We start from the raw sequence: 15,199 nt of genomic DNA, 5'->3' as shown, positions 1-15,199 counted from the left end.
GAGGTCGTTCACAGGTCTCTTACCTTCTGTCGGCGAACGATGAAGATGAAGAAGGGCGCGCCGATCAGGGCGGTGACGACGCCGACTTCCAGCTCGGACGGACGTGCCGCGAGGCGTCCCAGAATATCGCTCGTGGTCAGCAGAATGGCGCCCCCAAGGGCCGAAAACGGCAACAGCCAGCGGTGATCCACGCCGACCAGAAGCCGGCAGGCGTGGGGAACGACGAGGCCGACAAAGCTGATGGGACCGCAGACGGCTGTCGTCGCGCCGCAGAGCATTACGGCACCAAGCGTCGCCAATCCCCTTGCAAGCGCTATGCGTTCCCCGAGGCCGGCTGCGAGTTCGTCGCCGAGGGCCAGCGCATTGAGCCGTCTTGCGGAGAGGAGGCAGAGGATGAAACCGATCAGGAGGAAGGCATAGACGGGTTCCATGCGCTCGAACGTGGCGCCGCCAACGCCCCCGATCTGCCAGGACCGAATGCCGCCGGCAATGTCTGCCCGGGGAAGGACGACGGCGATGACCAGCGATGAAAAGGCAATCGACGTCGCGGTGCCCGACAGTGCGAGTTTCAGCGGCGTCGCACCACCGCGCCCCATCGAGCCGATGACATAGACGAATATCGCAGTGGCCGCAGCGCCTGTGATCGCGACCCAGATGAAGGTGAGGGCGGAACTCATGCCGAACCATGCGACGCCGACCACAATAGCAAGCGAGGCGCCAATATTGATGCCGAGAATGCCGGGATCGGCAAGTGGATTGCGCGTGACGCCCTGCATGACCGCTCCCGCGAGGCCAAGGGCCGCGCCGGCCATCACGGCGAGGATGGTCCGTGGAATTCGGGTCGCCACTGCCGCGCGATCAAGTGTCGAGATGTCGCCCGCGATTGCGGCCAGAACATCGGCCACCGGGACATCGCGCGTGCCGATCATAAGCGACAGGATCGCGACCACGATGCCCATCGCGACGACTGCACCGAGCCAGATCAACCGGCCGGTGTCTGCCACGCGACCGGGCGATTGCCGGGGCGCCTGATGTCTCGCAGGTGCCGTCATTCCGTCTTTCTGGCCGCTTCCGCCAGCATGGCGACATACGCGGGCAGTACCCAGGTGATCGAGAGGGGCGTGGGATTGGCGGCGGTGCCGACAGGGTCGCGGCCCAGCATGACGATGGCATCGTGCTTGACGGCCGGCATGTGGGCGAGCAGGGGATTGGCTTTCATGGCCTCGATCAATCCACGATCGCCATAGGTCACGAGGATGTCGACGTCGTCGAAGAGGTCGATCTGTTCGGCACTGATCGAGCCGGCAAAGCTGCCGGTGGAGGATGCCTGGACCACGCTTTTCGGCGGAGAGAGACCGAGATCCCCAAAGAAGCGGACGCGCGTGTCCTGCGTCGTGTAGAAATTCACGATGCTCAGATCACTGGCGTCGAGATGGGTGACGAACATGGCCGTCTTGCCCCTCAGTTCCGGATATTTCGCCACCTCCATGGCAATCTTCCGCTCGATGTCTGCAATCAGCATATCGCCTTCTTTGGCGAGGCCGAGACCGGCGCTGTCGAAGCGGATCATCTCGCGCCAGTCCGTCGACCAGGGCGCCTGTGGATAGGCAATGACGGGGGCGATCTGGCTCAATGTGTCGTAGTCGGATTGGCTGAGCCCCGAATAAGCGGCCAGAATGACGTCAGGCCGGGTGCCGGCGACAGCTTCGAAATCGATGCCATCGCCCTCATCGAAGAGCTGCGGGGCTTGGGCATCAAGTTCCTTCAGACGCTCAGCCACCCAGGGCAGCAAGCCATCGCCATCGTCATCGCCGAAATTTGCAGCGGCCATGCCGACGGGGACAATGCCCAGAGCGAGAGGCACTTCATGATTGGCCCAGGCGATTGTCGCCACGCGGTTCGGCCTTGTGGCAATGGTGGTATTTCCGAGCGCATGCGAGATCTCGAGCGGAAAGCCTGCCTGGTCGGCAGCTCGCACCGAGATGGTCCAGGGCAGGCAGAGCAGGGCGGTGATGAGCGCCAGATGATGCAAGTTGATCCGCATGGGTCACAATCATCCCTTGTTTAAGTTGAGTGTCCCTCTCAGCTTCACGATGTGGGGTCAAGCTTTTTGGACCCTGGAGGTGAGGCGCCTCTTGATTTTCCGGAGGAATTTACAAAAAAGGGGATTCTACAATACTGGATTAAAATTATCCAGTTAATGGCCATTGGACCGAATGAGGGTTCAATCTGCGTCTAGCCGGGCTTGCGGACATGGCCAAAGGAGACTGCAAATTGACACTGCATGTCGGTTGGCTCCCGACGATGATCCCTGGGGTTCGTCGAGACGGAATGTCTGAACGTCAAATTCTGGAAACATCATGATCAGAGTCATTTCTTCCCGAGGCACGAGCCGAGCTTCCATCCGCCAGCGCACTGCCGTTCTTCTCGGTTGCACAGCTTTCATTGCCTTGATGCCAGCAATTGCCGGGGCGCAAGATGCTGAAGCCGATGGCGATTCCACCGTGCTGCAGACCATCACGGTAGAGGGCGCCGGCCAGGGCGACGCGGATTCGAAGACGGTGGTTGCCAATCGATCGAGTGCCGTCGGCAAAATGCCGGGTGACATCCTGACGACACCGGCGACCGTTTCGGTCATTACGTCGAAGGAAATCGAGCAGCGCGCCGCAGATTCGGTCGAGAAAGTGGTGCAGTACACGGCGGGCGTGACGACCGACTATTACGGCTCGGACGACCGTTTCGACTACGTCAAGATCCGCGGTTTCACACCCTTCACCTATCGCGATGGCCTCATGGTCGGAAGAACCTGGACCGGTGTCAGGGAAGAACCCTACGCATTCGAGCGACTGGATGTCCTCAAGGGCGCGAATTCTACCGGGTACGGCGTTTCCGATCCGGGTGGAGCGATCAACTATGTCACGAAGACCCCGCGTAGCGAGCGTTTCGGGGAAGTTTATGGCACTACCGGCTCCTTCGCGCATAAGGAAGCGGGCTTTGACTTTGGTGATAATGTCACCGAGGAAGATACGCTCTCCTATCGTCTGACAGGCAAGGTCCAGCGTGCCGACGGCGAGTTCGACTTTTCAGAGAATGACGAGAACTTCATTCAGGCCGGGGTGACCTGGCGTCCGACGGACATGACTGCCTTGACATTCGTCTTCGATCACCTGGGCCGCGATGGCACGCCCAGTGGCGGCGGTCACCCGCTATACACCGATTTCGACCGAGATCGCTTCTTCGGCGAACCGGACTACAACTACAATTCAACCAATCGCAACACCTATAACTTCCTGTTTGAGCACGATTTCGGCAATGGCCTGTCTCTCGGCTCGAATGCTCGCTACAGCAAGTCCAAAACCGGTTTCGGCTATGCCTATATCTGGGATGCATCGGGGGCTGGCAGTCTCGCCGATACCCTGGCGAACCGCAATTACTTCGGCAGCGAGCGCTCCACCGAGCAGTTTGTCGCCGATGCTCATCTTCTCTACGAGGCGCAATTCGATCAGGTCGAAAGCCGCACGCTCGTCGGCATCGACTATAGCAATCTCGATTCGACCGGGGCCAACTACTATACCGCCGCTCCGCAGATCGATTGGGCAAATCCCGTCTATTCGGGCGGCCCGGGAGCCTTGTCACCCTATAGCAATTCGCAGCAGGATCAGGCGACCCGAGCCGTATACCTGCAGCAGGACCTCATCTTCTTCGACCGTGTGACCGCCAGTGTCGGTTTGCGCAATGACTGGCTCAAGCTCGACGACAGAAATCTCCTGACGAACACGACATCCAGTGGTGACTACAGCGAGTTGAGCAAGCGTGTCGGGCTCAGCTACAAGATCACCGAGGAGCTCGCAACCTATGTCAGCTATGCCGAATCCGTTGCGCCACCGAGCACCGGAAATGAGCCGACATACGGGAAGCAGTACGAGGCCGGGATCAAGTATCGTCCGGATGCATTCCCTGCGATAATCACCGCGTCGATCTACGACCTGACGCTGGAGAACATCACCACTTACGAGGCGCCCGTCTATCTGCCCAACACGGTCGAGGAAATTCACCATCGCGGGCTCGACCTCGAAGCGAAGGTCGAGTTGACTTCGAACGTCAGCCTGATCGCAGCCTATTCCTATATCGATTCACAGATTGTCGATGCAGGCGGCACATATGATGGAAAGCGATTTGCCCAGGTGCCGGAGCATATGGCGTCGCTCTGGGGGACCTATACCCTTGCAGGAGAGGGTGATCGAGGTGACATGACGTTCGGGGCCGGCGCCCGGTTCACCGGATCCTACTATTTCGACAACGCGAACACGCGGAAGTCGGAAGGTGCGGTCATCTTCGATGCATCCTTCTCCTACGCGATCAAGGAGAACACGAACTTCCAGCTGAACGTCAGCAACGTGTTCGACGAGAAGCATGTCGCCAACAATGATGGTGGAGCACTCTACTACAATCCGGGACGCACCATCTACGCGACCATCCGCCAGACCTGGTAAGTTGAACGGGCCTCGTCATTTTCGCAGGTGACGGGGCCTGTTTTCAATTGGCCTGATGTGTGCGCCGCCAGGCGGCGGGGGTGTCGCCGGTCACTGCCCGGAAGACCTTGGTCATGTGCGCCTGGTCGGTGAAGCCGAGCTGGCCGCTGATTTCGGCGATGCTCATCGTTGTGTCGCCAAGCAGCTTTCGGGCGAGGTCGATGCGGCGCGCCAGTTGCCACTGGAGCGGGGTCATGTCCGTGGTCTGCCGGAATACGGTCGCGAACCAGCTTTCCGACAGGCCAACCACATCCGCCATTTCCTTCACGGCGAGGCGCCGCCCGCCGCAATGGGCGAAGTAGGTCGAAAGCCGATTCAGTTGTGCCTGGGTCAGCCGCCCACCGGCGGCCGCGCCACTTGTGTCACCCGCCTGCAGATCCAGGAACCCGGTGACGATGCTGCCGATCAGGTTCTCGGCAAAGGCCGGGTGCCGGACGTGGGTCGAGAGCTCCTCGACAACGAGGTCCGCGAGACTGGTCAATGGTCCAGGGTCGTGCAGTTCAGCCGGCTGTTTCAGTGTTGCGCGAGCAGCCGACGCGCCGATGACAGGCGAGATGTAGCGCATCAGGCGGTCGTGGTGCAGATGCAGGTCGAGGTGGGAGAAGCGGTGACGCCGCGTGAACCTTGTCCACATCGGAACACCCGCCGGCACGTAGATTGCCCGTGCCATTCCCCGCTCACCTTGGTCGGTAGCTCCGCGTTGATCGGCCACCTGAATGTGGCTGCTCACATCGTTGAAGAAGAACATGATGCGTGGATCGGGCGACACGTAGTAGCCACTGGCACCTGCATGGCCCTCCGCATCCCAATGGACGCCGACAATGCCGTCGAGGCAACGCCATTTGGCTGGCATGAGTGCACGAATTCCGTCCAGCTCGGCCTGCATCTGGTGTAGATAGGTCAACTCTCTTGCCTCTCGCCCATCGTCGCTCGCCTGCCCCGCTTTCAAAAACAGCGGTAGCATTTGCCGGAAAAACGTCGCGGGTCAAGAAATATGACTAAACTTATCATATTTATGATCGCCGGCATTTGCCGTGCTTCCGGCAGGACGAGCTCGAGCAGCGTGGAACGTCCAAACGGATTGGACAGTTCACCGACTGATTTCAGATTCGATCATTTCCCGCCATGTTGCGCTGTAGTTGTCGAGCCCGGGAATGGTTTCGTTGACAAGACGGAGTGGTGATGATGGCCGGATCCCGGCGAGGAGGGCCGCACCCGAGGATGTGCCCGTCTGGGAGGGTGATGCGTAGACAGGTCTTCCTGTCAGGCTGTGCAGGGCCGCAACAAAGACGCGGTTCGATGTGAAGGGTCCTTCGACGATTATTGGCCCCTGGGAACTGATCATGTCGAGGCAGGTCACGGTCATCAAGGACTGGTAAAGACTGGCTGCGGCCCGGCGCTCTGCCGCATTCTCCGGCTCCAGATGCCATCGGCCTTTCATCTGCGGAAACGGTCCGGTGCCGCTCACGCTGCTCGGCAACAGCATGCGCTTGTGCGAGACCACGTCTGCGACGGCCGCCCATTCCGCTTCCGCCGTGACTGCTGCCAGGTCCTTCGTCACGATTTCCCATTCGCGGCCGCCCATGTAACGCGCGGAGGGTACGGCCGTGCCATAGGCATCGACATTGGCGAGTGTGTCCCGTTTGCTGTCCAGCGCGTCAGGCTTTGCGCCGGGCGCAAAGCAGATGACCCATGTGCCTGTCGAAACGACCGTGCAGGGAAGGCCGAAGTCAACGAGGTGGGGCAGGAGCGATGCATTCGAATCGTGAATGCCGCAATAGACCGGCACCGATTTCGACAGGCCGATCTTTTGAGCGATTTCCGGGCGGATATCGCTCAGGATATCGAATGCGGAACGGATGGGCGCCATCTTGTCAGCAATATCCAGGCGGTCGACGAGAGCCGAGTAGCTGTCTGCGAAGGGACGCCAGAGATCGGTATGGCATCCAAGTGACGTCTTCTCATTCGCGGCTACACCCGTCAGGCGAAATGCCCAGTATTGCGGAAGGGTGAGGATGGTCGATACGCGTGCGAACTCTTGCGGAAAGCGGTCGCGCTGGAAGTGGAACTGTGCACCGAGATTGAGCCCTCCGGTGAGGCGGGGTGAAAAACTTTCGTCGAAATTCGGTCGGATCAGGTCATAGGCCCGGTTCACCTCGTCCGGGTAGACATATTCGTAGTCGAGCACCGGGAGCGCCAGCGCGCCCTTGTCGTCGAGCAGGGCTGCGGTCGCGCCATGAGTGGTGATGGATAGGGCGTCGAATCCGGGATGGCCTGCAAATTCGAACAGGGTCTCCAGGATGAAGGTCCATAGCCGCTCCGTATCGAAATGCGGGTAGGGTGGGCCGGCGAGCACGATATTGGCAGTCTTGCGGACTGCCACTTCCGCGCCCGTCCGGGCATCGACGATAACCACCTTGGCGTTGGTCTTGCCGATGTCGATGATGGCTATGCGCTCGAAGGATACAGTCATGGCATATGGAAGACGGGCTTCAGGTCGATCGTCCATGGGGAGTTGTCCGGGTTGGTCTGCATGATGTCTGCCATGTGGGCCCACCAACGTTGCATCACGGGATGGGAGGGCAGGTCTGCCATGTCGTGGGTCTTCGTGCGCGTCAGGACGCCGATCAGCAGGCTGGTCTCCGGATCGAGATGGATGGTGTAGTCGCTGATTCCGGCTTCATGCAGAAGATTGACCAGATCCGGCCAGATCTCGTCATGGCGCTTGCGGTATTCCGCTTCCATGCCGGGATTGAGCTTCATCTTGAAGACGTGCCGCTCGGTTTCGCTCATCCGGCGTTCCTCGCATTCTTGATCCGACGCGCGATGATCGGCAGCGCGATGGTGATGATCAGCAGCAGGCCAATGAAGATGGACATGACGATGCCGGGCACGTTGAGGAGGCCGAGCCCGAAGGTGACGAGGCCCATGACGAAGGCGGCGATCATGACGCCGGCAATCGTTCCGGAACCGCCAAGGATCGAGACCCCGCCAAGAACGACCATGGTGACGACTTCGAGCTCCCAGCCTTGCGCGATCGAAGGGCGGGTGGAGCCGAGGCGGGATGTCAGGCAGACGGCGGCGATGCCGCTCATCAGTCCGGTCAGCAGGAAGAGGATGAACTTCACCCGTTCGACCGGGATACCGGAAAAGCGCGCGGCCAGGGGGTTCATGCCGATCACATAGACATGGCGGCCGAAGTTCGTCCGATGCAGCAGGATGGCGAAGAGACAGGCCACGATCAGGAAAAGGACGAATTCGAAGGAGATGACCCAGAAGATATAGCCTTGTCCGAAGAAGGCGAAGTCTGTCGGATACTTGCCGAAAGCCTGATCGCCCAGCACGAGATAGGAAATGCCCCGGAAGAGGCTCATCGTGCCGATGGTGACGACGATCGACGGCAGTTTCAGGCCGGCAACGAGCAGGCCGTTGAACGCGCCGCATGCAAGACCGGTGGCAATTCCGATCGCAACTAGGCCGGGGGCGCCGATCCCGAACTGCGCGGCATATCCCATGGCGGTCGAGGCGAGCGCAATGATCGCGGCGACAGAGAGATCGATTTCGCCTGCAATGATCAGGAGCGCCATGGCGAAGGCAATCAGTGCCTTTTCGGTGAAGTTGAACGTCGCGTCTGACAGGTTCCAGGCATTGAGGAAGTAGGGCGAGGCCAGCGAATTCGCAACAAAGATCAGTATGGCGACAGCAAAGAGGAGAACCTCCCAGCTGCCCAGCAGGCGGCGGAACGGTGTCTGGAGACGATCGGGAATGACCCTTGTCTCATGGGTTTGGCTGGTCGACGCGCTCATGCTGCCCCCTCTGTTCTGGCCGCGCGATCACGCAGGATGATACGTCCCTTCTTGCGTTCGGCTCGCGCGTTGAACACTACGGCAAGAACGATGACGATGCCGGAGATCGCCATCTGGGCAAAGGGAGAAATCCCGATGACGGGCAAGGCATTCTTGATCACGCCGAGGAAAAGGGCGCCCAGCACCGTGCCGATCACGGTGCCGATCCCGCCGGCGATCGAGATGCCGCCGATGACGCAGGCAGCAACACTGTCGAGCTCGAAACCTGCAGCGATATCGACATAGGCGACGGCGTAGCGCGAGACCCAGAGATAGCCGGAGAGACCAGCAAGAGCGCCTGACAGCACGAAGGCGAGGAAGCGGGCGCGACCGACATCGATGCCGGCATAGATGGCAGCGACCGGATTGCCGCCAGCGGCATAGGCTGAGCGACCGAATGGGGTGCGGGCCAGGATGAACCAAATCAGCAGGATGACTGCGATGGCGACCCAGGAGAGGATCGGCAGGCCCAGCACAGGCAGGCGCGGCACGCCAAGAAAGTCGGGCTGCATCTGGTGGGCATTGACCCAGGCGCCGCTCGACAGGACGAAGCTCATGCCGCGGTAAATGGTGAGCGTTCCCAGTGTGACGACGATCGGGGGGATCTGCAAAGCCCAGACGAGGAAGCCGTTGATCGCGCCAAGCGCTGCGCCAATCGCGATCGCCATGACAACGAGGAGGGCAAGCGGCATGCCGGGATAGGTGCTGTCCAGCATCGCGACAGCCATGCCGGTGAAGGCGAGATTGGCCGCCACCGAGAGATCGATCGACTTGGTCAGGATGACCACCATCTGGCCGAGCGCCAGGATGATCAGGATCGAGGTATCGTTGAAGATGTTGGCCAGGCTGGCGGGCGAGGCAAAGTTCGGCGCGCGCGTGGTGAAGCTCAGGATCATGCCGATGATGATCAGGGCCAGCAATATTTCCCGGTTCTTGAGCAGGTTTTGCATTGTCATTCCTTACGCATTGCCGGTCGCTGCGCGCACAAGCGTCTCGGCCGTCAGGCTTTCACGCTCGAAGATGCCAGCCTGCAGGCCTTCGCGCATCACCAGGACGCGGTCGGACATGCCGAGGATTTCAGGAAGCTCGGAGGATATCATGATGATCGAGAGGCCTTCCGAGGCAAGCTCGGAGATAAAGCCGTGAACAGCCGCCTTGGAGCCGATGTCGATGCCCTTGGTTGGCTCATCAAGAATGATGACCTTGGGCGAGGTGGCAAGCCACTTGCCGATCACGACCTTCTGCTGATTGCCGCCCGAGAGCGTGCCGACCGGAACAGAAAGCGCGGCGGCCCGCAGGTCGAGCCGTTCGGCGAAGCGGCGCGCCAGCTTCAATTCATTGGCCGCCTTCAGGAAGCCTGAGACCGAGGTCCGGATCAGGGAGGGCAGGGACATGTTCTGGTAGATTGGCAGTTCGAGCGCCAAGCCGTGACGGCCACGCTCCTCGGGCACGTAGACGATGCCGGCTGCGATCGCGTCCGAGGTGTCTCGAATGGTGATCTCCCGGCTTTCGAGTTGCAGCGTTCCGGATTTCGGGCGGGTGATGCCGAAGATCGATTGGCAGAGTTCGGAGCGGCCCGCACCGATCAGGCCGTAGACTCCGAGGATTTCGCCCTTGCGCAGGTCGAAACTGATATCGCGGAATTCGGTCTCGTGACTGTAACCGCGGACGCTCAGGACCGGCGCGCCGATCACGGCCTCGGTCTTGGGAAAGACGTCGTGTACGTCGCGACCGACCATCTGCCGCACAATCTCGTCCTGGGGCGTGTCCTTGAGAACGCCGGAGCCGACCATGCGGCCATCCCGAAAGACGGCGTAGTTGTCGGCGATCTCGTAGAGTTCGTCGAACTTGTGACTGATGAAGAGGATCGCCTTGCCCTGGCGTTTCAGGCCTTCGACAATACGGAAGAGATCGTCGATTTCCTTGCGGGAAAGTGCCGCCGTCGGCTCGTCCATGATGACAATGCGGGCGTCGACCGAAAGGGCGCGGGCGATTGCTACCAGATGACGCTGGGCGATCGAGAAGTCCTTGAGTTTCGTCGTGGGATCCATGTCGCTTTCCAGCGCCTTCATCAGGACGCGGGAGCGCTCATTGATCGTGCGCCAGTCGATCAGCCCGAAGCGGGTCCGCGGTGCGTGGCCGAGAAAGATGTTCTCGCCGACGGTCAGCTCATCGAACAGCACCGTCTCCTGGTGAATGGCGGTGACGCCCGCATCGATCGCATCCTGAGCGTTGGCGAAAGTGGCCGGCTTGCCGTCGATCAGGATCTCGCCTTCGTTCGGGCGATAGATGCCGGTCAGGATCTTGACGAGCGTCGACTTGCCGGCGCCGTTCTCGCCGATGAGTGCCGTCACCTTGCCCGGATAGAGGGCGATGTCGACCCGATCCAGGGCCTTCACGCCCGGGAAGATCTGCGAGATGCCCCGCATTTCGAGTACGGGCTCGCCAGCCGGGATCGCGCCCGCCGCGAGCTTGGCAGATTGAACGGTCATCATGTGCTTACCAAATGAGTGAAATCCCGGCGGCTCGGGCCGCCGGGTCTGGTCCGCCGAGATCAGAAGATCTTGGAGAATTCCTCTATGTTCGAGGCGTTGTAGACGAAGGGATCAGCCATGGCGGCTTCGCCACCGTCACCGATCTTGATCTTGCCCATGCGGCCGGCTTCGATTTCCGAACCCGGAGCAGCATCGGTCTCACCCTTGGCAAGGCGATAGGCGATCTGGGTTGCGGAATAACCGAGGTCGATCGGGTTCCAGATGGCGAATTCCTTCGTTGCACCCGACTGGATGGCACCCGCCATTTCGGAGGGGAGGCCAAGGCCGGTGACATAGACGTCGCCGATTTTGCCTGCATCCTTGACGGCCTGCGAGGCCGCGAGAACGCCGACCGTCGTCGGGGCGACGATGACCTTGACGTTGGACTGCGAGGTCAGGAGGCCATTGGCTTCCCGGTAGCTCTTGTCGGCCAGGTCGTCACCATAGACTGTCGTGACGAGGTTCAGGCCGGGGAAGTCCTTCAGCTGCGCCTTCATTTCCTCGATCCAGATGTTCTGGTTCGTGGAGGTCGTCGTGGCCGACAGGATGGCGAAGTCACCCTTGCCGTCTGGCAGGTGGTTTGCCGCGAGCTGCAGGCACATCTTGCCGATCAGCGCGTTGGAGGACGGGTTCAGGTGCATGATGCGGCCTTCGGCTGCGACGCCGCTATCCCAGGAGATGACCTTGATGCCGCGGTCCATGGCCTTCTTGAGAGCCGGGACAACTGCATCCGGATCATTGGCGGAGATCGCGATGGCATCGACGCCCTGGGCGATCAGCGAGTTGATGACTTCGATCTGGCCTTCAGCCGTCGTCGAGGTCGGGCCGGTGTAGATGACTTCGACGCCACCCAGCTCCTGGGCGGCTTCCTGAGCGCCCTTGTTGGCAGCTTCGAAGAAGCCGATGCCGAGCGATTTGACCACGAGTGCGATCTTCATGTCGGCAGCCTGCGCAGCCGAGCCCATGGTCGCGAGTGCAATGGCCGCACTGGCCAGCAAGATTTTCGTCAGTTTCATGTTTTCCTCCCAGGTTGATGAACTGCTTTTCCCTTCCTCCCGGCCGCCTCCTCTATGCGACCGACGAGGTATCCTCCCTTGCCGATGAAGCCATCGGCTTCACGGTCATGAGCCTTACGCCGGCGTCGGTGACCATGGCGGCCGCCTCGTCGGAAATTCCGTCGTCAGTGATGATCGTGGAGACCTTGTCGAGCGCACACAGGATCAGGCTTGATCGCTTGGCGAACTTGCTCGAGTCCACCATGACGATGAGCTCTTCGGCCTGGCGGACAAGTTTCTGCTCGCTCTGGATGACGAGCGCATCCGATTCCATCACCCCCAGCGCATTGATCCCCTGCGCCCCAATGAAGATGCGGCGGGCGTAGAAATTGCGGATCGCGTCGTTTTCGAAGGGGGACAGGATCAGGCTCTGATCCCGATAGATCGCGCCGCCGGGAACCGAGACCGTGCATTTCGAGTGCTTCACCAGATGTTCGGCGATTGCGAAAGAATTGGTCATGACCTGCAGGCGGCGGGCCGACATGAAATGCACCATCTGGAAGGTGGTGGTGCCCCCATTGATGATGATCGAATCGCCTTCTTCGCACAGATCGACGGCAGCGCGCGCTATTGCGCGCTTCTTGTCGATGTTGACCGATTCGGAGACGCGAAAAGGGCGGGCGGCGAGATTTCCGAGCTGCGGCGGATGGACGGCTTCCGCGCCACCCCGTACGCGTCTCAGTTTTCCCTGTACGTGAAGCGACGCGATATCGCGGCGGATCGTGGCCTCCGAAGCCTCGGTCAGCTCGGCAATATCCTGCACCGTGATCACAGGCTTTTCCTGGATCGCGCTCAGAATAATGCGATGGCGTTCACGTTCGTGCATGGGGTCCTCCTGATGGTGATTTATTCGCAATGTTTTTACGCTGTCAATCAGAAACGATCAAAAATAATAATATTGCAACGCACAATGAAAAGAAATGATCGAAATTGATTGACAATTGGCCGAGCCCTGCGCGATACCTTCGGACACAAGGAAGATGGTCTGCCAATGGCGGTCCGTGAGGCATATTTGCAGGGAGGAAGAACATGACGGCTCAAACCCGCCTTCTCGAAAGCCGTTGGGATGATGAGCATGCTGCAACGCTCGATGAGCCCGGCAAGCTTCTCTATCGCTCCAATCTGCTCGGTGCCGACAAGCGCATCACCAATTACGGGGGCGGCAACACATCCGCGAAGGTGATGGAAATCGATCCGCTGTCGGGGGAGACGGTCAAGGTTCTCTGGGTCAAGGGATCGGGCGGCGATGTTGGCACGATCAAGATCGATGGTTTCGCGACGCTCTATCAGGACAAGCTGGAAGCGTTGAAGGGCATCTACCAAGGCGTCGCGGACGAAGACCGCATGGTCGGCTTCCTCCCGCACTGCACCTTCAACCTCAATCCGCGCGCGGCCTCGATCGATACGCCGCTGCATGGCTTCGTGCCCTTCACACATGTCGATCACATGCATCCTGATGCGATCATCGCGATCGCGGCTTCGAAGAATTCCAGGGAACTGACCGCAAAGATCTTCGGATCCGAGATCGGCTGGCTGCCCTGGCGCCGGCCCGGCTTCCAGCTCGGTCTCGATCTCGAAGCCTTCGTGAAGGCAAACCCTGCTGCCAAGGGCGTGGTTCTCGAAAGCCACGGCCTGTTCACCTGGGCCGATGATGCCAAGGACTGCTATCTGCTGACGCTTGAGATCATCAACAAGGCGATCGCATGGTTTGCGAAAGAAACCCAGGGCAAGACCATCTTCGGCGGCGCAGTGTCGAAGGCCTTGCCCGCCGAGGAACGTCGCGCGATTGCTGCGCGCCTGATGCCGGAAATACGGGGGCGCATTGGCACGGGTGAGCGCAAGCTGGGTCATTTCGACGATCAGGATGCGGTGCTCGAATTCGTCAATTCGAAGAACCTGCAGCCGCTCGGGGCGCTCGGGACGTCCTGCCCGGACCACTTCCTGCGCACAAAGATCCGGCCGCTCATCGTCGATTTCGATCCGGCAAAGCCTGATGTGGACGCCGTTCTTGTTGGCCTCGACAAGGCGCTCGAGGCCTATCGCGCCGATTATACGCGTTATTACGAGGCTTGCCGTCATGACAATTCGCCCGCCATCCGCGATCCGAACCCGGTGATTTTCCTGGTTCCCGGCGTCGGCATGTTTTCCTTTGCCAAGGACAAGGCGACAGCCCGGATCGCCGGCGAGTTTTACGTCAATGCGATCAATGTCATGCGTGGTGCCTCGACCGTTTCCGAGTATCAGGGGCTGCCGGAGCAGGAAGCCTTTGACATCGAATACTGGCTCCTCGAAGAGGCGAAGCTGCAGCGCATGCCGAAGCCGAAGAGCCTTGCTGGGCGGGTTGCCATCGTCACGGGCGGTGCCGGCGGGATTGGTCGGGCAACGGCGGACCGGTTGATGGCCGAAGGGGCCTGCGTGGTGCTGGCTGATATCGATGCCGATGCGCTCGACCGGACGGTGGCGGATTTCCGGAAGCGTCACGGTGCGGACGCCGTGCGCTCTGCGCAACTCGACGTGACGCGCGAAGATGCGGTCATCAAGGCCTTCGCGGAGACCTGCGTGGAATTCGGTGGCGCCGACATTCTCGTCTCGAATGCCGGGATTGCCTCGTCGGCACCGGTGGAAGACACCACGCTTGCGATGTGGGACAAGAATATCAGCATCCTGGCAACCGGTTACTTCCTGGTTTCGCGGGAAGCCTTCCGCCTGTTCCGGCGTCAGGGGCTCGGCGGAAATATCGTCTTTGTTGCGTCGAAGAACGGCCTTGCCTCGTCACCAAATGCGTCGGCATACTGCACGGCCAAGGCGGCCGAGATTCATCTCGCCCGTTGCCTGGCGCTCGAAGGCGCCGATGCCGGCATCCGGGTGAACACGGTCAATCCGGATGCCGTGTTGCGCGGCTCGAAGATATGGACCGGTGAGTGGCGCGAACAGCGCGCTGCCTCTTCGAAGATCGAGGTGGACGATCTCGAAGAGCATTACCGCAAGCGGTCGATGCTGAAGCTCAACGTCTTCCCGGAAGACATTGCCGAAGCCATCTACTTCCTTGCGTCCGATCTTTCGGCGAAATCGACCGGCAACATCATCAATGTCGATGCCGGCAATGCACAGAGCTTCCCGCGCTGACATTTCGCGCGGGCGCCGCGGCGGAAGGCGGTTTGCCAAGACTGAACCTGATGGCGAGGGTGGCGCCATCGGCGCTGTAGACAGGCGCGCATTGATCACAGTCGATC

12 protein-coding genes are annotated in these 15,199 nt (G+C 60.5%); 2 read left to right on the top strand and 10 right to left on the bottom strand.

All coding sequences use genetic code 11. The features are described 5' to 3' along the window. Positions 1-8 precede the first annotated feature (8 nt). Positions 9-1,052: a FecCD family ABC transporter permease gene (locus LJE98_RS09130; protein ID WP_420710116.1), complete on the bottom strand. Its 1,044-nt coding sequence runs from the start codon at positions 1,050-1,052 to the stop codon at positions 9-11. Next, positions 1,049-2,044: an iron-siderophore ABC transporter substrate-binding protein gene (locus tag LJE98_RS09125; RefSeq protein ID WP_229574842.1), complete on the bottom strand. Its 996-nt coding sequence runs from the start codon at positions 2,042-2,044 to the stop codon at positions 1,049-1,051. The genes LJE98_RS09130 and LJE98_RS09125 overlap by 4 nt, the downstream gene beginning before the upstream one ends. Positions 2,045-2,360: 316 nt before the next feature. On the opposite strand from LJE98_RS09125, the gene LJE98_RS09120 reads away from it, so the two are divergent. Beyond that, positions 2,361-4,493 carry a TonB-dependent siderophore receptor gene (locus LJE98_RS09120; RefSeq protein ID WP_229574841.1) on the top strand — a complete coding sequence of 711 codons (2,133 nt, stop codon included), beginning with the start codon at positions 2,361-2,363 and terminating at the stop codon, positions 4,491-4,493. A 43-nt stretch (positions 4,494-4,536) separates the two neighbouring features. On the opposite strand, the gene LJE98_RS09115 is transcribed toward LJE98_RS09120, so the two are convergent. The 8 genes from LJE98_RS09115 to LJE98_RS09080 all read right to left on the bottom strand — a co-directional run bounded on the left by LJE98_RS09115 (position 4,537) and on the right by LJE98_RS09080 (position 12,792). Beyond that, positions 4,537-5,436 (bottom strand): helix-turn-helix domain-containing protein, encoded by a 900-nt coding sequence (locus LJE98_RS09115; protein ID WP_420710115.1) that lies wholly within the window; start codon positions 5,434-5,436, stop codon positions 4,537-4,539. A gap of 186 nt (positions 5,437-5,622) precedes the next feature. Next, positions 5,623-7,005, bottom strand: coding sequence for an FGGY-family carbohydrate kinase (locus LJE98_RS09110; RefSeq protein WP_420710124.1), 1,383 nt, complete (start codon positions 7,003-7,005; stop codon positions 5,623-5,625). Then, on the bottom strand, positions 7,002-7,325 hold the full coding sequence (gene rhaM / locus LJE98_RS09105) for an L-rhamnose mutarotase (protein ID WP_229574839.1): 324 nt from the start codon (positions 7,323-7,325) through the stop codon (positions 7,002-7,004). Before rhaM ends, LJE98_RS09110 begins: the two co-directional genes overlap by 4 nt. Continuing rightward, the gene (locus LJE98_RS09100) at positions 7,322-8,338 is read right to left on the bottom strand and encodes an ABC transporter permease (protein ID WP_229574838.1); all 1,017 of its coding nucleotides are present in this window, start codon (positions 8,336-8,338) and stop codon (positions 7,322-7,324) included. Before LJE98_RS09100 ends, rhaM begins: the two co-directional genes overlap by 4 nt. Beyond that, positions 8,335-9,327, bottom strand: coding sequence for an ABC transporter permease (locus LJE98_RS09095; protein ID WP_229574836.1), 993 nt, complete (start codon positions 9,325-9,327; stop codon positions 8,335-8,337). Before LJE98_RS09095 ends, LJE98_RS09100 begins: the two co-directional genes overlap by 4 nt. 9 nt (positions 9,328-9,336) lie before the next feature. Then, on the bottom strand, positions 9,337-10,872 hold the full coding sequence (locus LJE98_RS09090) for a sugar ABC transporter ATP-binding protein (protein ID WP_229574835.1): 1,536 nt from the start codon (positions 10,870-10,872) through the stop codon (positions 9,337-9,339). A gap of 59 nt (positions 10,873-10,931) precedes the next feature. Then, entirely contained in the window at positions 10,932-11,927 is a 996-nt protein-coding gene (rhaS, locus tag LJE98_RS09085) for a rhamnose ABC transporter substrate-binding protein (RefSeq protein WP_229574834.1), read from the bottom strand. A 52-nt stretch (positions 11,928-11,979) separates the two neighbouring features. Beyond that, complete coding sequence (locus LJE98_RS09080; RefSeq protein WP_229574832.1) at positions 11,980-12,792, bottom strand: DeoR/GlpR family DNA-binding transcription regulator; 813 nt, start codon at positions 12,790-12,792, stop codon at positions 11,980-11,982. 203 nt (positions 12,793-12,995) lie between these two features. Here LJE98_RS09080 and LJE98_RS09075 point away from each other — a divergent pair, with 203 nt between their 5' ends. Then, entirely contained in the window at positions 12,996-15,092 is a 2,097-nt protein-coding gene (locus LJE98_RS09075) for a bifunctional rhamnulose-1-phosphate aldolase/short-chain dehydrogenase (protein ID WP_229574830.1), read from the top strand. Positions 15,093-15,199 lie beyond the last annotated feature (107 nt).

Origin of the sequence: Rhizobium sp. 'Codium 1', from assembly GCF_020889605.1 — a bacterium.
Taxonomy (GTDB): Bacteria; Pseudomonadota; Alphaproteobacteria; order Rhizobiales; family Rhizobiaceae; genus Allorhizobium; species Allorhizobium algae.
The sequence above is the reverse complement of the archived record's forward strand: the minus strand, read 5'-3'. Positions and strand labels throughout refer to the sequence as shown.

Excerpts from the sequence above, each read along its gene's own strand:
- LJE98_RS09130 (WP_420710116.1), bottom strand. The coding sequence starts at position 1,052 with ATGACGGCACCTGCGAGACATCAGGCGCCCCGGCAATCGCCCGGTCGC.
- LJE98_RS09125 (WP_229574842.1), bottom strand. The coding sequence starts at position 2,044 with ATGCGGATCAACTTGCATCATCTGGCGCTCATCACCGCCCTGCTCTGC.
- LJE98_RS09120 (WP_229574841.1), top strand. The coding sequence starts at position 2,361 with ATGATCAGAGTCATTTCTTCCCGAGGCACGAGCCGAGCTTCCATCCGC.
- LJE98_RS09110 (WP_420710124.1), bottom strand. The coding sequence starts at position 7,005 with ATGACTGTATCCTTCGAGCGCATAGCCATCATCGACATCGGCAAGACC.
- rhaM (WP_229574839.1), bottom strand. The coding sequence starts at position 7,325 with ATGAGCGAAACCGAGCGGCACGTCTTCAAGATGAAGCTCAATCCCGGC.
- LJE98_RS09100 (WP_229574838.1), bottom strand. The coding sequence starts at position 8,338 with ATGAGCGCGTCGACCAGCCAAACCCATGAGACAAGGGTCATTCCCGAT.
- LJE98_RS09095 (WP_229574836.1), bottom strand. The coding sequence starts at position 9,327 with ATGCAAAACCTGCTCAAGAACCGGGAAATATTGCTGGCCCTGATCATC.
- LJE98_RS09090 (WP_229574835.1), bottom strand. The coding sequence starts at position 10,872 with ATGATGACCGTTCAATCTGCCAAGCTCGCGGCGGGCGCGATCCCGGCT.
- rhaS (WP_229574834.1), bottom strand. The coding sequence starts at position 11,927 with ATGAAACTGACGAAAATCTTGCTGGCCAGTGCGGCCATTGCACTCGCG.
- LJE98_RS09080 (WP_229574832.1), bottom strand. The coding sequence starts at position 12,792 with ATGCACGAACGTGAACGCCATCGCATTATTCTGAGCGCGATCCAGGAA.
- LJE98_RS09075 (WP_229574830.1), top strand. The coding sequence starts at position 12,996 with ATGACGGCTCAAACCCGCCTTCTCGAAAGCCGTTGGGATGATGAGCAT.